Source organism: Vulcanisaeta sp., from assembly GCF_049966235.1.
Lineage (GTDB): Archaea > Thermoproteota > Thermoprotei > Thermoproteales > Thermocladiaceae > Vulcanisaeta > Vulcanisaeta moutnovskia.
In genome coordinates this window covers 14,380-33,354 of sequence record NZ_JBMFVA010000020.1, presented here as the reverse complement: position 1 = coordinate 33,354, position 18,975 = coordinate 14,380, and the positions used below count along the sequence as shown (strand labels likewise).

20 protein-coding genes and 2 tRNA genes are annotated in these 18,975 nt (G+C 42.7%); 13 read left to right on the top strand and 9 right to left on the bottom strand.

The window, feature by feature from the left end; genetic code table 11:
- Nucleotides 1-275 precede the first annotated feature (275 nt).
- The gene (locus ACP5L5_RS09870) at nucleotides 276-749 is read left to right on the top strand and encodes a hypothetical protein (protein WP_428763447.1); all 474 of its coding nucleotides are present in this window, start codon (nucleotides 276-278) and stop codon (nucleotides 747-749) included.
- A 26-nt stretch (nucleotides 750-775) separates the two neighbouring features.
- On the opposite strand, the gene ACP5L5_RS09865 is transcribed toward ACP5L5_RS09870, so the two are convergent.
- Nucleotides 776-849: transfer RNA gene (locus tag ACP5L5_RS09865), tRNA-Lys, on the bottom strand.
- Nucleotides 850-926: 77 nt separating this feature from the next.
- On the opposite strand from ACP5L5_RS09865, the gene ACP5L5_RS09860 reads away from it, so the two are divergent.
- Complete coding sequence (locus ACP5L5_RS09860) at nucleotides 927-1,271, top strand: hypothetical protein (RefSeq protein ID WP_428763446.1); 345 nt, start codon at nucleotides 927-929, stop codon at nucleotides 1,269-1,271.
- Here ACP5L5_RS09860 and ACP5L5_RS09855 read toward each other — a convergent pair.
- Nucleotides 1,261-2,418: an MFS transporter gene (locus ACP5L5_RS09855; protein WP_428763444.1), complete on the bottom strand. Its 1,158-nt coding sequence runs from the start codon at nucleotides 2,416-2,418 to the stop codon at nucleotides 1,261-1,263. The genes ACP5L5_RS09860 and ACP5L5_RS09855 overlap by 11 nt on opposite strands.
- Nucleotides 2,419-2,472: 54 nt before the next feature.
- Here ACP5L5_RS09855 and ACP5L5_RS09850 point away from each other — a divergent pair, with 54 nt between their 5' ends.
- The 3 genes from ACP5L5_RS09850 to upp all read left to right on the top strand — a co-directional run bounded on the left by ACP5L5_RS09850 (nucleotide 2,473) and on the right by upp (nucleotide 4,971).
- A complete protein-coding gene (locus ACP5L5_RS09850; RefSeq protein ID WP_013604962.1) occupies nucleotides 2,473-3,219 on the top strand; it encodes a HesA/MoeB/ThiF family protein in 747 nt (248 codons plus the stop codon).
- Nucleotides 3,220-3,250: 31 nt separating this feature from the next.
- Nucleotides 3,251-4,189, top strand: a complete 939-nt coding sequence (locus ACP5L5_RS09845; RefSeq protein ID WP_013604963.1) for a hypothetical protein — start codon at nucleotides 3,251-3,253, stop codon at nucleotides 4,187-4,189.
- Nucleotides 4,190-4,311: 122 nt separating this feature from the next.
- On the top strand, nucleotides 4,312-4,971 hold the full coding sequence (gene upp / locus ACP5L5_RS09840) for a uracil phosphoribosyltransferase (RefSeq protein WP_013604964.1): 660 nt from the start codon (nucleotides 4,312-4,314) through the stop codon (nucleotides 4,969-4,971).
- Between the two features lie 10 nt (nucleotides 4,972-4,981).
- On the opposite strand, the gene ACP5L5_RS09835 is transcribed toward upp, so the two are convergent.
- The 3 genes from ACP5L5_RS09835 to ACP5L5_RS09825 are packed head-to-tail and all read right to left on the bottom strand — an operon-like array spanning nucleotide 4,982 to nucleotide 6,968.
- Nucleotides 4,982-5,638, bottom strand: a complete 657-nt coding sequence (locus ACP5L5_RS09835; RefSeq protein WP_428763441.1) for a precorrin-2 dehydrogenase/sirohydrochlorin ferrochelatase family protein — start codon at nucleotides 5,636-5,638, stop codon at nucleotides 4,982-4,984.
- A gap of 20 nt (nucleotides 5,639-5,658) precedes the next feature.
- Entirely contained in the window at nucleotides 5,659-6,192 is a 534-nt protein-coding gene (locus ACP5L5_RS09830; RefSeq protein WP_013604966.1) for a hypothetical protein, read from the bottom strand.
- A gap of 32 nt (nucleotides 6,193-6,224) precedes the next feature.
- Nucleotides 6,225-6,968: an enoyl-CoA hydratase/isomerase family protein gene (locus tag ACP5L5_RS09825; protein ID WP_428763439.1), complete on the bottom strand. Its 744-nt coding sequence runs from the start codon at nucleotides 6,966-6,968 to the stop codon at nucleotides 6,225-6,227.
- Between the two features lie 99 nt (nucleotides 6,969-7,067).
- Here ACP5L5_RS09825 and ACP5L5_RS09820 point away from each other — a divergent pair, with 99 nt between their 5' ends.
- Complete coding sequence (locus ACP5L5_RS09820; RefSeq protein ID WP_428763438.1) at nucleotides 7,068-8,684, top strand: NCS1 family nucleobase:cation symporter-1; 1,617 nt, start codon at nucleotides 7,068-7,070, stop codon at nucleotides 8,682-8,684.
- A gap of 34 nt (nucleotides 8,685-8,718) precedes the next feature.
- On the opposite strand, the gene ACP5L5_RS09815 is transcribed toward ACP5L5_RS09820, so the two are convergent.
- Entirely contained in the window at nucleotides 8,719-9,639 is a 921-nt protein-coding gene (locus ACP5L5_RS09815) for a carbamate kinase (RefSeq protein WP_428763436.1), read from the bottom strand.
- Between the two features lie 179 nt (nucleotides 9,640-9,818).
- Between ACP5L5_RS09815 and ACP5L5_RS09810 the strand changes: the two genes are divergently transcribed.
- From ACP5L5_RS09810 to ACP5L5_RS09790, 5 genes are all read left to right on the top strand, one after another.
- Entirely contained in the window at nucleotides 9,819-10,097 is a 279-nt protein-coding gene (locus tag ACP5L5_RS09810; RefSeq protein WP_428763435.1) for an H/ACA ribonucleoprotein complex subunit GAR1, read from the top strand.
- Nucleotides 10,081-11,016 (top strand): transcription initiation factor IIB, encoded by a 936-nt coding sequence (locus tag ACP5L5_RS09805; RefSeq protein ID WP_428763433.1) that lies wholly within the window; start codon nucleotides 10,081-10,083, stop codon nucleotides 11,014-11,016. Before ACP5L5_RS09810 ends, ACP5L5_RS09805 begins: the two co-directional genes overlap by 17 nt.
- A 111-nt stretch (nucleotides 11,017-11,127) precedes the next feature.
- A complete protein-coding gene (locus tag ACP5L5_RS09800; RefSeq protein WP_428763431.1) occupies nucleotides 11,128-11,562 on the top strand; it encodes a helix-turn-helix transcriptional regulator in 435 nt (144 codons plus the stop codon).
- A gap of 34 nt (nucleotides 11,563-11,596) precedes the next feature.
- On the top strand, nucleotides 11,597-12,160 hold the full coding sequence (gene thpR / locus ACP5L5_RS09795) for an RNA 2',3'-cyclic phosphodiesterase (RefSeq protein ID WP_428763429.1): 564 nt from the start codon (nucleotides 11,597-11,599) through the stop codon (nucleotides 12,158-12,160).
- Nucleotides 12,161-12,341: 181 nt separating this feature from the next.
- Nucleotides 12,342-13,868: a hypothetical protein gene (locus ACP5L5_RS09790; protein ID WP_428763427.1), complete on the top strand. Its 1,527-nt coding sequence runs from the start codon at nucleotides 12,342-12,344 to the stop codon at nucleotides 13,866-13,868.
- A 176-nt stretch (nucleotides 13,869-14,044) separates the two neighbouring features.
- Here the strand turns inward: ACP5L5_RS09790 and ACP5L5_RS09785 are convergent.
- Nucleotides 14,045-14,132: transfer RNA gene (locus tag ACP5L5_RS09785), tRNA-Leu, on the bottom strand.
- Between the two features lie 113 nt (nucleotides 14,133-14,245).
- Here ACP5L5_RS09785 and ACP5L5_RS09780 point away from each other — a divergent pair.
- Entirely contained in the window at nucleotides 14,246-16,084 is a 1,839-nt protein-coding gene (locus tag ACP5L5_RS09780; protein ID WP_428763425.1) for a COG1361 S-layer family protein, read from the top strand.
- A complete protein-coding gene (locus ACP5L5_RS09775) occupies nucleotides 16,060-17,520 on the top strand; it encodes an MFS transporter (protein ID WP_428763424.1) in 1,461 nt (486 codons plus the stop codon). The genes ACP5L5_RS09780 and ACP5L5_RS09775 overlap by 25 nt, the downstream gene beginning before the upstream one ends.
- On the opposite strand, the gene ACP5L5_RS09770 is transcribed toward ACP5L5_RS09775, so the two are convergent.
- On the bottom strand, nucleotides 17,517-18,503 hold the full coding sequence (locus ACP5L5_RS09770) for a thiamine-phosphate kinase (RefSeq protein WP_428763422.1): 987 nt from the start codon (nucleotides 18,501-18,503) through the stop codon (nucleotides 17,517-17,519). The genes ACP5L5_RS09775 and ACP5L5_RS09770 overlap by 4 nt on opposite strands.
- 57 nt (nucleotides 18,504-18,560) lie before the next feature.
- The gene (locus ACP5L5_RS09765) at nucleotides 18,561-18,899 is read right to left on the bottom strand and encodes a hypothetical protein (protein WP_013604979.1); all 339 of its coding nucleotides are present in this window, start codon (nucleotides 18,897-18,899) and stop codon (nucleotides 18,561-18,563) included.
- Nucleotides 18,900-18,975 lie beyond the last annotated feature (76 nt).

Sequence of the window (18,975 nt, the reverse complement as noted above, 5' to 3'; positions counted from 1 at the left end):
TTTCTCGACGCATTTTACGAGGGTAAATTATTGTGCGGCGACTCAGTGACATTCAACAGACTAAAAGACCTAGTACTTAGCATCACAAGAGGTTTCCTAAAAACAAAAGATGGATGGATAAAAATGAGGTAGAAACTTGTATCGATTGATTATAGGAATTCACGCTGTCTTTAAGTCTCATTATTTTACTGAAGGTGGTTTATAATTACGGGATTAACCTAAAAATACTACACTATATCCTTATATGTAAGTTTAGAGTCATATTGCTTAGGCTAATGGGCATTTATTACGTAGATACGTCGGTGTTTATTGATAGGGAAGGATTACATAAAATATGCCGTAATAATGGAAATACCTACATTATTGTTGGTCTTGTTCTTGGAGAATTATTTTCCCAAATACTTAGATGTCTCATTATACCGTCTGATCTTTTCAATATTTATTCCAGTATTAGTATTGAATTGCGTAAGGACTGCCAATTTGAAAGCCCTGCTCACATTAATGATGTTATTAATTGCCTCATTAGAAATCCTAATATCAAGTTAAAACTCGAGTTTGATACAGAAATTATTAGGGAGTTTACTAATCATTTATTTGAGATACTTAAACGGGATAATAGGCTTGAAGTTTCTGATGCCATGATATTGGCAATAGCATTAGCGGACAAAGAAGCTGATGGTTTTATAACGATTGAGAAGAAGCTCGTGAACTCTAAGGGGATATTATTCCTGAAAAGAGTCATGGCATAATGAGGAAGAATAAAATACGAAATTAGCGGGCCCGGTGGGATTCGAACCCACGACCTACGGGTTAAAAGCCCGCCGCTCTACCTGGCTGAGCTACGGGCCCAGTATCTCCTTAATTGTTTGTACTTTTAAGGTTTTATGTTGCCTTAGTTTTTTAATTGGCAATATTTTAATTATGTCGTGACCTCGATCGTCGATGTCAGGCTTGGCGATTATCACGGTGAGTGGGCTTTGGATGGTAGTACTGTTAGGTATGTTGAGTATATAGGTGGTGATGTTATTGAGGCTGAGCTTGAGGGTTGTGGTGAGGACTATACTGATTGTGTTGTTGAGGATGTTGTTAAGAGACTTGGTGATGAGCTTAAGCTTCCCAGGTCAGTCCTTGGTTCAGTGAAGGCTAGGCTTAAGGTTCTCGGTTTCCCATTGGTGATTACGCTGCGTGAGGAGGTTAATGCTTCGATTATTGAGTTTAGGGGTAAGAATGGTAGTGCCCAGTTAATAATTCGTTACCAACTTATCTCCTAAAGAGGATTGCCCTGAGTACCGCGTATAGTATGAATGCGGCTATGAATATTACCAGGGCTAGTAGTGCTATTCCGCCGAGCCCCAACTTCACGTATGAGTAACTACCCAGGATACTGCCCAACCCCATGCCGAATCCAAGTACTAGGCTGTATAGGCCCATTGCCGAGCCCCTCATGCTTATTAATGCCTCATCACCCGTTAATGCGAGTATTGATGGTACCACGGCGGATGCCATGAATATGAAGGGTGCTGAGGCGGCAACGGCTATTATCGGGTTAACACCCAATAGGAGCAGTACTGTTAGTATTATGAGACCGATACTTACACCTATAACTCCAATTCTCATTGTTTTTAACCTACCAAGCCTGTCCGATACGTAACCAAAGAATACAGAGCCTAGGCCAACCACGAGTGTTGCGCCTAGGAATAGGGCACCAACATGTATCGGCATAACACCCTTAATACTTCCTATGGCCCTGCCCGAGTATATCGCGGCGCCGAGTATCATTGTTATTGAGAACCAAATGGGTAGTGTCGGTATGGCCTTCCTTGAAACACCCCTTAACGGGTTTAGGTATACAGCGCCTATGGTTGGCTTTGTCTCGATTATGTAATTAAGGACTATTGCGTAGAGTATGACCAATAGTATTAGTAGTATTATGAATGCTATCGGCCCCCTAACCACTTGGTAAAGTATTGAGCCGATCATGTAGCCAAGTGCGTAGCCAAATATGTTCATGAAGTCAAAGACACCCATGCCCAATCCCCTATATCCCTTCTCTGTTAGATCCGTTATCATTGCAAGCGTGGATACGAGGACCAAGGCTGCACCGAAGCCCATTGCGCCATTAAATGCAGCAGTGGCCATTGGATTTCTCAGCAGGGCTATTGCTAGGTATATTAATGCCATGAATATTAAGATCCAAGTGTACCCAAGTATCAGTGTTAATTTCCTGCCTAGCCTATCAGCCATGTACCCTGCTATGAAGGAGCTTAAGGCTTCGACGAATGGGTATGAGGCCAGTATCAAGCCGATCATTATGTTATTACCTGGTGATAGGTAGGATATTAGGAATGTATTGGCTCCTGATCCAACCCTGATCATTAGTATTGGTAGGTACGGCAGTAACGCCCTTGTATTCCTCATTAGAATCAACGAGGTACTTAATCCTTATTAATTTATTAAGTAGTAGTTCTCGGTATGAGCACCATACAATTAATCGATAGGTACTCAAGGCAGGTTGCTGTCATTGGTAAGGAGGGTCAGGAAAAGCTATCGAGGGCTCATGTGGCGGTTATTGGCCTTGGTGGTCTCGGGACTCTGGTGTCCATGTACCTAGTTGGTGCTGGTATTGGTGAATTAACAATAGTTGATTACGATACGGTTAGCCTAACGGATCTTCATAGGCAACTACTCTATAGGGAGGAGGACGTGGGTAAGCCTAAGGTTGAGGTTGCTGTCAGGAGACTTCGTGATCTAAACTCAACCGTAAAGATAAAACCAATTAATGAGGCGTTAACCGACGAGAATTCAGAACTAATCGTTAAGAATGTGGATGTTGTAGTTGACGCCCTCGATAATTGGATAGGTAGGCAAGTACTTAATGAGGCAATTGTTAAGTTGAGGAAGCCCCTAGTCCATGGTGCCGTGAACGGTTGGTACGGACAAGTATCAACAATAATACCTGGTAAAACACCCTGCCTCTACGAATTAGTCCAGGTTAGGTCATTACCCCAGTGCGTTGGTTACTGCCCTGTTGTTGGCCCAGTAGTTGGTGTCGTAGCATCAATAGAGGCAACCGAAGTCGTTAAATTGATAACAGGCATTGGTGAACTCCTCACCAGTAAGTTATTAATTATTGATGGTAAGAATTGGGTCATTGATGAGATAAAGCTTAGTAGAGTTGAAAATTGCCCTGTCTGCTCAAGATACCTTAAAGAAAAATAATTTTAAGGAATTAATTAGCGGTTTTCTGCTCATGAGGAGGTTTTTATCGGCATTATGGGCTAAACTGAGTAATAGGCCATTGGCGCTTTGTGATAGTGGTGATGTTGATGGTATAACAAGCGCCGCCCTATTCCTAAGGAAGTACTCAAATGGTATTGTTGTCCTTGCAGCACCCAGTGAGGTTAATAGGTCTTGGTGGATTAAACGCCTTTCCTGGACCTTCGTGGCCGACCTTCCATGCCCAGGTAAAGTATTGATTAGGGCTGATCACCATAGAACAAATAAGCCCTGTGCAAAGGTTGAGTTTTATGACCCTGAGGCACCATGTTCGGCATTAATGGCCATGAAGGCCCTTGGTCTCGAGAATGATACCGTAGCAAATGGCTTGGTCAAAGTCGCAATAGAGACGGATACCGCGAACATAACGAGTAAGGAGGCCGAGAATCTTGACTTAGCGGTTAGGTTCGCCTCATACCCTGAGAAAATATACATAGTAAGGAACCTGGCAATTAATGGTCTTCAAGCATTAAGCAATGCTAAGATACGCAACCTAGTGGAGAGGGGTTATAGGGCTAAGAAGCTCATGCTTGAGATTGCGGATAAAATACCTATTAAGGAGATAATTAATATTTATAGTCCAATAGACCTCGGTATATCCTATAGGCAATTAACCATTGAGCTTCAGCACAGGGGTGCCAAAATGGTAAATGTACTACTGAGACTGAGTAGGAGGACCTTCAGGTACTACTGCGGTGCTGATAAGAATAGTCCCTATGACTGTACACAAGTCGCCACTAAGCTTGGCGGTGGTGGTCATAAATACGCCTCGGGCGCACAGTATAAGTCGCCGCTCCTCAATCCAGGGTGGGGTGTTGAAGCTTTCATAAACGTGTTAAAGGCCTACTTAAATATTGATAGACTTGAGGTACTTGAGCTATCGAGGAATTCCATAAGGGTTATAACGTACTAATTCTCATCAGCGCTTTGGACCTTCGTCACTATTCAGTGGCTACCATTCTCATCACAGGTAGTACTAAGGCTTACTAGAGAAAGCCCTTTAAATGTGAGTTTTCACGATATTGGCGGGTCTTCTTGGGTAAAGTTGTCGTTATTGATCACCCATTGGCTCAAGCCATCTTAACGACACTTAGGGATAGGAATACGAAACAGATTGAGTTCAGGAAGGGCCTCGTTAGGCTTGGCAGGTTAATGGGTTATGAAATAGTGAAGTCAATGGATATAGAAACAGTAGAAGTAGAAACACCACTTGGTGTTAAAGCCAAGGGAGTTAGGATTAGGGACCTTGATCATATAGTCATTATTCAAGTGCTTAGGGCAGCCATGCCCCTTGTTGAGGGTCTCGTTAAGATCTTTGCAAATGCCAGAATGGGTGTTGTCAGTGCCAGGAGGGTTGAGGAATCACATGTACCTGGTTCGCTGGATTTTGATATTGAGATTACGTATGTTAAGGTGCCGAGGATATTCGACGACGATATATTAATAATTGCCGATCCAATGCTAGCGACCGGGTCTACAATAATCTCCGTATTAAGGCAAGTCCTTAAATATGGGGCTCCCAAGAGAACGATTATAGCCAGCGTCATAGCTACTAAGTACGGCATAGACAGAGTGCTTAGGGAATACTCATTTGCCGAGATATACACAGTAGCCATAGACCCTGAAATAAACGAGAAGGGCTATATAGTACCTGGACTAGGCGATGCTGGGGATAGGGCGTTTGGTGGTCCTTAAATTAAATCTCTTAATTACGAGATGAAATCCTTCTCATTACATAGTTCAAAGCCTCATCAACCAAGCCCTTCCTAGCCAACTCATTAAACTTCTCATCGTTATCCAACTCCATGTATAGGCTCAACCTGGTCCTCACATCACTAACCACCTCCTTAAGTCTACTCTTAACTGCGTACCAAACCCTCGCCATATTCATTAATTCCTCATCCTCCCTGAGGAAATTCATTATCTTATCCAGGGTCCTCCTTGCCACAATACCACTTAGTCCCTCGGTGGTTACGGCAATCCTTATACCATTAATCTCACTCTCGAAGGGAACAACGACCTCAGTTTCCTCAGCATTAGTAGCATCATTAAAGAACTTCCGTAAATCCCTAGCAACCTCCCTAACTCTTTCATTAATTGCTGGGTCATTAGTAGCAATAACCACTAGGTCGGCCCACTCAATGCTTTTTCTGAGTAATTCCTCGTTATTTACATCACCTCTCATTAGCTCTATTTTTCCCTGCTCTGCATAGTGCATTAGCTCATTACTAAATTCAAGGCTTAAGACCCTAACATTGGCACCTGCCAGGAGGAATTTAACGGCCCTCCTCGTACCAACACCACCACCCCCGATCACTAGTACATTCCTGCCGTTAAACTCAATGAAGAGTGGTATCCTCACATACTTAATCTCTTAGGGGGTCATTTATTTTTACTTGCACCTTTTAAATGCAAGATTCTTTTTATAGTGAGATCCCTAATATTAATGATGGTATTAAGCGACGGCACTTCCTCATTAACCCTCAAATCAGAATCCTTAATACTATTCTTAATCCACGTGCATTCATTGATTAGGAGGCTATGGACGGACCCAGGTACATCAGACCTAGTTAATTGCCTAATTATATAATCATCACTAAATTCAACAACTAACCTGGGCCTATTAACATTACCCACATCAAAGCCAAGCATTAGGGCTAAGTCATGTTCATATTTCTTAGAAAAGCCATTAATGACTTCCTCAAGTCTTGTTCGATTACATGGTAATGGTAATCTAGGCATTATAACCTCAATTCCCGATTTAGCGAGTAATACTGCCAATATTGAATAGAACTGAGGCTTAACACCTGGTGGTGTTAACATAAGTACCCGCGCATTGGTATTGCTGGGTGTTAGTGTCATTATTTCGTAATTAATGCGTACGTGATAGTCATCACCATCAAATATCCTAAGCATTAGTGAAGCACATGAAGAAATGCTTAATAGTATTACTTTTTGAGGAATTCCTCGAGCCTCGCCTTGACCTCAGGCTTCAGCGATTCCTCGGCTAGAGTATTTAGTAATTCATCCCACCTATTACTAACCTCATTAATCATTGAGGATATCATTAGTTTCTTAATGATTGAGTAAACACCGTGAGGCACGGAACCTATCTTATTAATTAATTCCAGGGACGTCTTTAAGCCATCATTAACATCACCAACAACCCTATGGACAAGACCCCACGCAACAGCATCATCAGTGCTCAACCTAAAGTCCCTATCCAGAAAGAACCTAGACCTCAGAATGCCAAAGAGGTATGGCGCAAAGGCTGGTGTGACAGGCACGAGACCATACCTAATACCTGGTAATGAGAATTCCGAGCCCCTAACAGCGACTACCTGATCAACGAAGTATAAAAGCTCCGTTGCGAAGCCATACGCTGAACCATTGACCAGGGCTATCACTGGCCTCTCGCATTTTGCAATAGTAATGACTAAATCCCTAATGGCTGAGAAGTACCTCCTTGATTCATCAATTGTTTTGAAGCCGTAAATCTCAGCAAGGTCAAGACCCGCGGAGAAGTTTCTGCCCTCGCCAGTTATTATGACACCCCTATAATCCCTACAGCCCAGGGCCACGGCATCCTTAGCCCTCAAAGTCAACTCGAGACTAAACGCGTTCCTCTTTTCGGGTCTGTTTAACTTTACGATTAATGCATCTTCCATGGGTGCGGTAATTACAATGTTCATAATCTCTCATTGCATATAGGCTTAATATAATTTAACTTATCCTGTTCTTAAATTACAAGTAACCCTTATAAGAGTACTTTAAGACGTTGTGAGGGCATCTTGGTATACCCAACGGATAGGGTCGAGGCCGTGAATTACAACTCAAAAAGAGGCCAGGTTGAACTGACCAAGGGATACCCAGAGGAAAAGTTTCTGTGGAATGTTGATTTCCACCCAACACCAATAAGGAAGAGGAATTGGGATTGGTACACATACGCAGCCATTTGGTTTAGTATGGCATTCATAGTACCCAGCTGGTCACTAGCAAGTGTTGGTTTGTCCTTTGGCTTAGGAACTCTTGACTCAATATTACTCGTATTCCTGGGCAACGTTATAGTCCTAATACCAATGATAATTCAGAGCCACGGTGGCGCCAGGTATGGAGTGCCAGAGCCCGTCCTAACCAGGACTAGGTGGGGTGTTTATGGCGCAATCTTCCCAAGCTGGATTAGGGCTATCATTGGGGCTGGTTGGTGGGGAATAGAGACTTACATAATGACTGAGGCTGCTGTGGGGATATACGCAATACTGACCCATAAATTAAGCGTAATAGGAAGCTATGTGGCCAAGGGCGTGGCAAGCCCATATACATTAAGCCTAGCATTTCCTCAAGTCTTTTGGATAACCTTCACATTAATAATAATGCTACAAATACTACTTCTCTACTTCTCGCCAGTACCCGAGGCACAGCCAGCCCTTAAGTGGTTTGCAAGATTAGCAGCGCCCTTAGTCCTACTTGGCTTTGCAATACTGTGGTATAACTTCATGGGAATCTCTCACTGGAACTTCGGTGGTGTGTTCTCCATAAGGCCTACTGTTACTGGCATTAACTACTGGATCATGTGGTTCGCCTTCCTCAATGCTAACATAGCCTATTGGGCAACAATGGCATTGTCAATGCCCGACTACACCAGGTTCGCTAAAAGTCAATTTGCACAAACAATTGGTCAAATACCCATGCCATTCATGATGCTTGTGATTGCATTGCTTGGTGTCATGACTACGGGAGCCATAGAGCAGGTATACCACGTGGCCATTTGGGACCCAATACTTGCATCAACACTATACCTACAGCCAACGCTTGCAGTACTACTGAATGCATTATTCCTATTAGCGACATTCTCTGTGAATGTATTCGCAAATACTGTTGGTCCGGCATATGATTTTGCAAATACATTCCCAAGGAAATTCACTTGGTTTAGGGGAGCGTTATTGGTTATAGCTATCTCAATTATTCTTGGTGCATGGACGTTCTACAGCTCAGCCTATGGCTACCTATATAACTGGCTATTGACGTATGGCGGATTACTGGGTTCCGTTGAGGGCGTAATAATCTTTGATTACGCATTGATTAGGAGGTTTAAGTTTGAATTAACGGACGTATTTTGGAGTAGGGGTAGGTTTAGGTATTGGAGAGGTATTAACCCAGCCGCCTTTATAACCTTCGCCATTGTGGATTTCATAATCTACGCACCCTTCATACCATACCACAGCATAATATTTAGTAACTCATGGTTAATATCCTTCCTACTCTCGGGCTTGATATATGTACCATTAATGACTCAATGGATAATACCCAGGTACCAACCTGAATTAAAAGGTTCAATATTCAGGGAAGGGTATGCAAGTAGGGAGGTATCGATGGTATTTAATAATGAGGAGAACGTGAAAAGGTGAAGCGAGCTTAGGTTATTCTCAAAATTCCTCAAAATCAATCTCTTGGTGTTACCTTTGTCCCTATCCTACCCCTAATAATATCCTTGGCCCTACCCAACGGCCCTACGTATGCCGCCCTTCCGCCATTTTTTATGAACCTGATGGCAGCCAGGACCTTAGGCCCCATACTACCTGGTGGAAATTGTCCCTCATTATAGTGCCTCTCAAGCTCATTGACAGCGACCTCCACTAACCTAGACTGATTGGGCTTCTTGTAATTAATGTATACGTAATCCACATCAGTTAGTATTAGTAGGTAATCGGCATTAATGGCATTAGCCAATACCTGGCTGGCCAGGTCCTTATCAATGACCGCATCAATACCTTGAATCTCACCATTGCTAATAATGGGTATTCCACCACCACCCACAGCTATTGGTACATAACCCTCCCTTATCAATAACCTTATTAAGTCAAGTTCCATAACACCCATTGGTTCTGGTGATGGCACGACTCTTCTATAACCACCACGCGCATCCCACCTGAAAACCCAACCCCTCTCCCTCGATATTTTATCCGCGGTCTCCTTATCATATATTGGTCCTATGTACTTCGTGGGGTTTTGAAAGGCTGGATCATTTTTATTAACTATTGACCGTGAAATAACAATGACGGGGCTCCGCCGAATACCCCGCCGCAGGAACTCATTAGTTAGGGCATTGACTATTAAGTAACCCATCCAACCCTCAGTGGCGGCATCGATCATATCAAGGCTCAGGTAATCACCAACCCTCTCAGCAAGCAGGCCTGCCTGTGGCCCGTTGCCATGGGTAACAATTACGTCGAATCCCTCCTCAATCATGTCAGCCACGTCACCCGCCGCCAACCTAACTCTCTCCCACTGCTCCTCGGGTGAGCCAACCCTAGCACCCTCCTTAGTAAAGGCATTTCCACCCAGTGCTATTACGGCGAGCACGCATCAAAGTCATTGCACGTATTTATATTTATTTCGTATTATCATACGTACTACACATTATCTTTAAACTTAAGTATATACATATCTTACTATTCCTCACCTGATATTGTTGTAATACAACCGTATTCTCCATGACGAAAAGTATTACTTTTAAATATTGTATACGACGTATACGTTAGATGCTCAAGAAGGTGGGCGATATCATGCATGTATCTCACGATAGGAGACTCGTAATTAAGTTATCATTTACGCCTCCAATTAATATCACGGTTTATGACTATGCAATGAAGAGACTGGGAACTCTCTACGATATTATTGGTCCCGTAAATTCACCGTACGGTCTCGTTAAGCCGGATCCGCAATTATCAAGACCTGAGAATTTCGTAGGTAAGTCCGCATACGTTAGGGATATTGATTTAAGAAGGAGGAGGGGTGGTGGTCATGGTCACAGCAAATAAGCTCATTAAGACTGAGAAGCTGGTATGCCCTAATTGTGGATCCACGGATATAGTCTTTGACCCAGAGAGGGCTGAATTAGTGTGTAGGCATTGTGGTTTGGTTCTTGAGGAGCATGTTATGGATTTAGGACCTGAATGGAGGGCATTCAATGGTGAGGAGACCCTTGTTCATGAAAGGGCTAAGCCAATAAGCCCTGCCCTACCTGGACAGGGACTCGGTAACTCAGTCATTAGTATAAAGCATAATATCCTACTTCATAATAAGTTAAGGGCTCTAATTAGGCTTAACAGGTTTAATCAGTATCAATACACAGAGAGGAGGATTGCTGAACTCCTTGATGTTATTAAGCCCGTTAAGTACGAATTAAACCTACCCGACAGTGCTATTGAGGAGGCCCTAGTCCTCTTTAGGCAGTTAGCGAGTAGGTATGATCTTAGGGGTGTCAGGACAAAGGACCTGGCCCTTGTACTACTTTACGTCGCATGTAAGAGGTCTAGGATTGTTTGTCCACTTCGTGAATTAAGAAGTACCCTAAACATCGAGAGGAGTAAGAGGATTAGTAGGCTCCTTGGCCTTGTTAGGCAGGTGGTTGGTAATAATGACGTTGTCATGAAAAGCCAGGAGGAGCTTGGTAGGTTTCTCCAAAGGGTAATTAATACGCTTAAGCTTAATGAGGATGTTAGGTACCACGTGACTAAGTTAGCTATGGAGATAATTAATGAGGGTCAGCGTAAGCGCCTAACTAATGGTAGGACATTCTATGCGCTCGTTGCTTCGGCTGTTTACATAGCCGTAACCCTAATGGGTATTAGGAAGAGACAGCGTGATGTTGCTGAGGCCTCTGGTGTTACTGATGTGACCATTAGGAATCGCTATAAGGAGGTCATATCTAAAATCGACATTATAATTGAGGTTTAGTTCGCTAGTATTACTTCATTATAACGATTAAAATTTCATATTTTTCCCTAGATTTTTCAAGAACTGGTGTGAGGTCATAAGTTTTTAAAGGGTAGTTTTATTGTTTTGTTCGTGGATAGCGACGTATCTTCATTAATTAAGGAGCTGAATGAGAAAGAAACAAGGATTCTTGAGGAAATATATAAGGCTGGTAGAGAGATAATGCTTAGGGATATTTGGAGGGTTATGGGCATAAAGAGCAAGGCTGGAATGCCATTCATAAACAAACTGGAGAAGAGGGGTCTACTTACTAAGGAAAATATAGGCAGTGGTAAGAGGGTCATGTATAAGGTCAAGCTAACGGAGCTCGGCTCAGCAGTGGCTAAGGAGCTCGTAGAGGCTGGGTCTCTAATGAAGGTGTTAACCTATGACCTACTAACGAAGATTCCCTGTTTCTACTGTCCATACATTGATGTTTGCGGAACTACCGATGAAATAACACCAGAGAAGTGCGAGTACCTTAACAAGTGGATATATGAAATGATTAAAGAACGTAGTGAGCAGTAAAATTAAATTATCACTTAATCAATAAGGGTAATAAATGTCCAGGGAAATATATAGGGTATTCATTGCCGTGGATTTAACGGACCAATTAAAGGAACCAATAATAAGAATGCAGAAGGAACTAATGAGCACTGGTGTAGATATGAAGCCCGTGGAACCAGAAAACATGCACATAACCCTTAGATTCATTGGTGAGATAGGTAGGGATCTCGTTGAGGAGGTCAAGAAGAGACTAAGCAGCATTAAGTATAATCAATTCACAATGCACGTTAGGGGAGTTGGCGCATTTCCAAACATAGAGAGACCAAGAGTTATCTGGGTGGGTATTGAGGAAGGCGCCAGGGACTTGATGAACCTTCATGAATTATTAATGAAGTTCACAGGAGATATTGGAGAGAAAGACGAGAGGGGCTTCGTACCACACCTAACCATTGCAAGGGTTAAGTACGTAAGGAATAGGGATAGGTACATGGAGGTAGTTAGGAAGTACGAAAACACTGACTTCGGGACACAACTCGTAGACTCAATAAAACTCAAGAGAAGCATATTAACACCAAAGGGCCCAATATACAGCGATTTAATGACAATAAAACTATTATGACCAATTAACCCTAACTCCTACACCTGCCCTACTGACTATGTTGATGTTACCGAGTTTATGATTTAGTAATTATCTGGATTAATAGCGCAAGTACCTAACGATTACGAGTGACGTAAGTAAACTCGATTTGCAGATACATAACGCAACACTTATATCTCCTCATCACTACATTAATCCTTGAATGCCCAGGTCAAGGTTCCTCATCGTTGCGTTAATTCCATTTATCCTGGCCTTATTTATAACGTATGCGTATTTCTACCTAAGTCCATTACCGTATACCTGGTCTACGAGTAGTTTAGATGACTTATATGGAATCGCAACTTGTGGTAATTACGTCGTGCTTGGACGTATTAATGTTAGTAATATGCAATTTTGGGAGTTCACGATTGTTGATCTAAGTAATGGACGTGTAATAGAGGTTCACCCACCAGAAGTGATGAATGCCGATGGCGCATTCATACCCTTTCCCCAAATTGGTGCTGGTTGCGTAAATGGGGTGTTGAATATAGTATATACCTGCATAAATAGGAGTGATATCATTAATAGCTATGTTCCTGGGATATGCGTACTTAGGGTTAATGGGAGTAATGGAGAGGTACTAAGCTACGGCTTCTTCAGTTCAATCTATAGAAATAAAGGTACCACATACGCACTTTTCATAGGTCATGCTGCATTCTCTAGTTTAACCCTTGTAAATAATAGTGTATACATAATATCAATGGGATCGGTCCTTAATTCTAGCAATACCGATAATGTAACCTTAACTTGGTATTTAGTGAAGTTAATCATTAGTGAAAATGGGTCACTTAGACTTAGTTGGGAGACGCCGGTAGCGCTTGGGTTAGGGGGTGTGTATGTTTCACGGGCGCTTGGGAGAGCATCACCCATGCTGGGTGTGGTTGATAATCACGTTTTCCTGCTTTACAGTGGGTATGGTAATAATGGGTCGTATAATGCGCTATTACTTATTAATGATTCGGACGGTTCGGTGATATACCGTGAAAACATAACAGACATTGTAAGTGATTATATCTATTACTCCGCGGTCGTAAATGGCGTACTCGTGTACCCCTGCAGTGGTTCATCCCTATGCGGTATTGATTTAATGAGTGGTAAACCAAGGGTTGGTTTTCCAATCAACAACTTAGGTGGTGTTGTGTATAATGTGAATGATTATGGCGTGGTACTTAGCCAAGGTAATCATGGCGTCAATTTAACGGTGATAGATAATAACGGCATGATTATCAGAAGAATAGTGATACCAATAAACCTGTACGTCGAATTGGGCGGGCACTGCTCAAGCCTTAGTCCTATGGATAAGGGCATAGCCATACTCGTGGTGTCCCCATGCAGTGTATCTTATGGAGTTTATGGGTATAAAGGGTTAATAGCAATCATAAACGTAACAAGCGGTTCAGTAATTCATGAATTCATAAAACCAGTGAAGCTACCCATAATAAACTCGCCAAGCCCGGACTCCATACTACCATACATAGTGCCAGTATTCCTGGTGAATGATAGGTACTTCTTCTACTTCTTTGGTGGTTCACTGTACGCAGCCAGCGAGTCGCAGTTAATTAATGACTCCTGGTACTACGTTCTCTTTGATAATGCATATACAGTAATCATGCTATGGATCATCACCATCATAATCATGGTCCTTACGACAGTCATGCATGGGAAGGGGAGAGAAGAAAGTAATAATTAAATAATTACGTGCAATGTTTAGACTGTTACGGTGTTGACTTTAAAGAAGCAAGGTATCAGTAAATTAAGTGCTAGATTGATGAATTCAAGACACGGGACAACAAAAATCTATTTCCCCCTTTTCACTCATTAAACTCAATAACGAACAAAAGGCAAAAGCACAAAAGAAATAGAAACTGGTGCGGGGGGTGGGATTTGAACCCACGCAGGCCTTCGCCAACGGGACCTAAACCCGTCCCCTTTGACCTGGCTCGGGCACCCCCGCAGGTTTAATTTAATTTCATGGTCTTTTTTAATTTTTTGTACGTGCTTTTTCATCGATATCTATTCGATAACTGAGAATGTTTTTTAAAGGGGTTGTTTGTTTGGTGTGTTTCGATGGACCCGATATCACTATCTATAATAATACTGGCGCATTGGTTGTTGAATCAACCCGTGGCACCTGGTGAGGATTCATACTTAGTATTTACTGTGTTTAATCCAACGCAGGCGTACTTATTTAATATGACCATAACGATCAATTCCTCATTAATAAAACCCATATACTACGTAAATTCATCATCGAATTACTGCCAAATACCTGTTGTACCACCTGAGGGTAATAGTTCATGCATTGTCTATGTTCAGGTTGATCCTAATACGCCCATGGGTATTTACCAAGTCCCCATTACTGTTAATTACACCGAGGTTAATATAACAACAAGTATCAAACCGTTAATTACCTACCAAACAATCTCAATACCCGTGACCACCCTAGTGACGACAACACTTTATAATGGTGAGCCCATAATAACGGGTGTTAAGACGGTGCCAGTCACTATACAAATACCCACTGTGATGGGTTCAATACCCTCAATATCAACTTCCCAAACCTCGGAGAGCGTTAATACAAACGTCTCAGTACCCATACTTGGTTATACTGGATTTGAGGCTACTGCAATGATAGGCACGCCAGATAATGTGGTCCAGGCATTACCGAATTCATACGTACCATTAACAATATACCTCACTAATTACGGAAACACGCCAGTTTACAATGTTACGGTTACGTTGCTCTCAACACCACCACAAATCAACATAATAAACACTACACAGCACCTACCTGCCCTACCACCTGGTCAACCAGTGCCATTAACATTTTATGCATATGTTCCCAGCTACATCTCCCAGGGTAATTACACGCTGGAGCTCAGGGTTGATTACTTCACGGGTGTTGATGACGTAATCAATGCAACATTGATAGTGCCCCAGGAACCCATTGTGTATGTTCAGTCAGTGGCTACGAACCCGCCTGAGGTGTTTCAGGGTTACCCAATGGCTCAGTTAATACTAAGCATTGTCAATATAGGGTCTGGGATGGCCTATGACGCCGAGTTATTCATCAACGGTACGGGGGTCTCACCATTAATAAGCATGCCATTAATACTTGGTGCTATACCGCCTGGTCAACCAATCCAGTTAACGGTACCCATAAGCCTACCGAGCAACTCCGGTAATTACACAATGAGTATAACGGTAACCTACGATGGCGGATCAATAACCAGGTACTACCAACTTAATGTAAGGCCTAAGGCAAATCTAGCCATAGTAAGTATTAGTTATCCACAACCACCAAATCCAAGTCTATCAAACCTGGGTGCGATGCTAAGTACAATAACATCACCAACACTATCACCAGGCGCATCTAAGGTCCCCATAACAATAACAATAATGAATGAAGGACCTGTTGAGGCTAAGAACATAATGGTGGCAATATCCACAGGCCAGGTGATACAGCCACATGTATCCTCGAGTAACCCACTCTCGGCATTAACAGCGTCGCAAGCATTCATTGGCGATTTAAAGCCTGGTCAGGAAATAAACGTGACATTCCTAGTTGATGTTGATTCAAACGCTAGGCCAGGTAATTATCCATTAGTGTTGACATTTGTATGGAATCAGACGGGTTCTTTATACCCATTGTCTGAGTCCGTGACGACCTACGTAACTGTGAAGCCAGCACCAAATGTGCTGCTCTGGGTAGTGCTCATACTAATAATAATCGTTGTCATAATAGGCATAATTGCAGCCATAAGAAGGCGTAGATTAGGTAATAATAACCGTGGATTTCAAGTAAATAATACTAATCAGGGGTCAGGTAATTACCAGGGTAGGCTCGTGTATTATGAGGTGCTTTGTGGCGGTGATGATAGGTGCGTGGAGGTGGAGTTAGTTTAGAGGGTGAGTATGACGTTGCCTATGCGTGGCGTGCAACCGCAATACTAGTTACCCTAACACTCGTTGTTATGTATACAGAGGGGATGCTTGTACCGTCATTACCAACGATTCAAAGGGATATGAATATATCCACTGCTGACGCCTCCTGGATACTATCAATATACATACTGATGGGTACTCTATCCTCGGCAATAATGGGTAAGCTGGGTGATATGTATGGTAAGAAGAGGATGCTCATGATCACGATGATAACATACACAATTGGCGCCCTCATCACGGGTTTCTCGACAAGTTACGGAATGCTCCTTGTAGGTAGGGCATTGCAGGGTGTTGGCATGGCCATGATGCCACTAGCCTTCGCCCTAGTTAGGGAGGAGTTCCCGCCGCGCATGATACCGCAGGTCCAGGGATTGATAAGTGCCATGTTTGGTGTCGGTATGGCGGTATCACTACCACTTGGTGCTTATGTATCTCAAACCCTTGGTTGGCAAGCCACCTATCACACAGTCTATCCATTCATAATAATAGAGGACCTAATGGTATACCTATACATTAGGGAGAGTAGGGTAAGGAATCCACAACCAATTGACTGGGTTGGTCTGTTCCTACTATCTACATCCCTAGCCAGTGGCTTGATAGCCGTCACTGACGCACCCACTTACGGTTGGACAGACCCCACAATTATGTCCCTCCTAATGCTCTTCGTGCTTGGCTTTGGGGTATTCATACTATACGAAACAACTGTTAATCACCCACTCGTACCAATAAACCTACTGGGTAATAGGAATGTCATGGCGGCTAACATTGGTGTTGCCCTGGCAGGATTTGCCCTATTCCTAATGGCTCAAGCCCTAACCTACCTACTTGAGTCACCTGAGCCACTTGGTTATGACCTGTCAATACTGGATGCGGGTATTATGATGATACCAATGGCTGTGGTTCAAATGATTATTGCGCCAATAGCTGGTAGGATCATTACAAACATTGGCGCCAAGAAACTAGCCATCATTGGTTCCTCAATAGCAATAATAGGCCTTTTAATGCTGACTTATACCTCGTTCTACGGCTTATCATACGTGATAGGATCAATGTCAGTACTATCTGCTGGCATTAGTATGGTTAATGTAGCCGTGATAAACATACTCGTGTTCTCAGTGGGTAGGAGGAATATGGGCCTAGCCACGGGCTTGAACTCAGTCTTTAGGAACATAGGTGGTGCTTGGGGACCTGCCGTTGCTGGTTCATTAATGAGTATGTACCAAGCATCAGTACTCGTTTCATTAAAGCCATTACTATGGATAACACTACCCGCTAAGTTCTCGTATCAATTAATGTTCATCATAACCACAGCCCTCTATGTAATGGCGATAATAGTTATAGTCTCACTAACACGTGAGATATTCGTGAAGGGTGAAATAAGGGCTTTAGAGGCCTAGGTACTTGCCCAACCAATGAAGTAATCCCAACCTCTGTACCTAAGTATCGAATCCTTAAAATATACGCCACTACCCTCCTCGACCGTTGCGAATGACTTAAAACCAAGCCTTTCAAACTCAGGTACGCATTCTCTCCTTATTGAGAAGATTGGTAGGAACTCCTCACCCCCATTAAACACTACCTCCTCAATATTAACACCTGGAATACCACTTAATGAATCGAGGAAATCCTCACTAATTGGTAATTCATTAATGCGTATTCTTACCTTACCGTCAATTGACATTGTCCATAGGACCTTGCCAAGCCCATCACTTGAGTCCATACTCGCTGAAATACAGTCCCTGTACTGCTTGAGATAATCTAGCATGCTCATCTCTGGTTTAGGTCTTCTTAGTATTTCAATGCCCTCCTTAACAGCCCTTGCGTCAATCCACCTATTTAACTCGTTGTTATAATATAGTTTGAAGACTAGGCCTGTATAACCAAAGAGGGGCTTAGTGACTAATGTATCGCCGACCCTGGGATTTCTACCTATAATACCCACCAATGGCTTGCCCACGGCTGCAACGTCAATGACATCATCTAATCCCTCATTTAGGTCACCACCTAGGTATTTCATACCGAAGTAATTAGCTCCATCACCCAAGCCCTTCACTATTTCTCTAAACTCATCAATTGTTGAGTTATTCCTCATTGTTATGGAGACTACTGCGTAAAGTGGTTTACTAAGTTTTACGAGAAAGTCGCTGACTACGGATGCCATAACCTTCCAACCCATATCGAAGTAGGTCATGAAGGGCATTCTAGATGTTGATAGTGATAAGCCATCAATCTTAACCGCTAAAGTGCTTCCATCGATCTCTAGGTACTCCAAGTCATTATCCTCAGTGGAATTAATAATACCCCTAATGATACCTATCAAGTTCGTTTCTCCAAATCCCCTTAATTCTCTCCTTACCTGGTCATTATCCTCTCTTGACATTGAGATAATTATGTAATTCAAAGGTATTATAAGTGTGTATTTCAGTGAGGAATTGAATTATTGAGTAACCTCCTCAAGGAATTTTAAGATATCCTCAGGACCACTACTCTGCTTAATTAGGCCCCAAAGCTTTGAATCCTTGCATAGCTTGTACCTAACAACACTCCTACTACTATCAACCTGTAAATAACCCTCATCGCTAAGTTGCTTAAGAACATGCTTAACCAGCGTGAGTACCACGGGTATTGCGTCATTAAACTCCGCATACTCAAGGATCTTCTTCGGTGTAAAGCTCACGCAGGTACCCCTTGCGTACTTAACGGCCACCCACAAACCCCTCGCAACCAGCTCCTCAATCTTCCTAAAGTCCGCGTAAATATTTGTTATTTGGGTCATTAAGTAGACGTAGACAGCTGGATTTAAAGGGTTCATGGTTAATTACGTATACGTAATAGCCCTGTATATCCAGGCA

Bases quoted from the DNA above. Each gene is read 5' to 3' on its own strand.
- ACP5L5_RS09850 (WP_013604962.1), top strand. From the start codon at position 2,473: ATGAGCACCATACAATTAATCGATAGGTACTCAAGGCAGGTTGCTGTC.
- ACP5L5_RS09765 (WP_013604979.1), bottom strand. From the start codon at position 18,899: ATGACCCAAATAACAAATATTTACGCGGACTTTAGGAAGATTGAGGAG.
- ACP5L5_RS09845 (WP_013604963.1), top strand. From the start codon at position 3,251: ATGAGGAGGTTTTTATCGGCATTATGGGCTAAACTGAGTAATAGGCCA.
- ACP5L5_RS09870 (WP_428763447.1), top strand. From the start codon at position 276: ATGGGCATTTATTACGTAGATACGTCGGTGTTTATTGATAGGGAAGGA.
- ACP5L5_RS09810 (WP_428763435.1), top strand. From the start codon at position 9,819: ATGCTCAAGAAGGTGGGCGATATCATGCATGTATCTCACGATAGGAGA.
- ACP5L5_RS09830 (WP_013604966.1), bottom strand. From the start codon at position 6,192: ATGCTTAGGATATTTGATGGTGATGACTATCACGTACGCATTAATTAC.
- ACP5L5_RS09770 (WP_428763422.1), bottom strand. From the start codon at position 18,503: ATGTCAAGAGAGGATAATGACCAGGTAAGGAGAGAATTAAGGGGATTT.
- thpR (WP_428763429.1), top strand. From the start codon at position 11,597: ATGTCCAGGGAAATATATAGGGTATTCATTGCCGTGGATTTAACGGAC.
- ACP5L5_RS09855 (WP_428763444.1), bottom strand. From the start codon at position 2,418: ATGAGGAATACAAGGGCGTTACTGCCGTACCTACCAATACTAATGATC.
- ACP5L5_RS09780 (WP_428763425.1), top strand. From the start codon at position 14,246: ATGGACCCGATATCACTATCTATAATAATACTGGCGCATTGGTTGTTG.
- ACP5L5_RS09805 (WP_428763433.1), top strand. From the start codon at position 10,081: ATGGTCACAGCAAATAAGCTCATTAAGACTGAGAAGCTGGTATGCCCT.
- ACP5L5_RS09825 (WP_428763439.1), bottom strand. From the start codon at position 6,968: ATGAACATTGTAATTACCGCACCCATGGAAGATGCATTAATCGTAAAG.
- ACP5L5_RS09790 (WP_428763427.1), top strand. From the start codon at position 12,342: ATGCCCAGGTCAAGGTTCCTCATCGTTGCGTTAATTCCATTTATCCTG.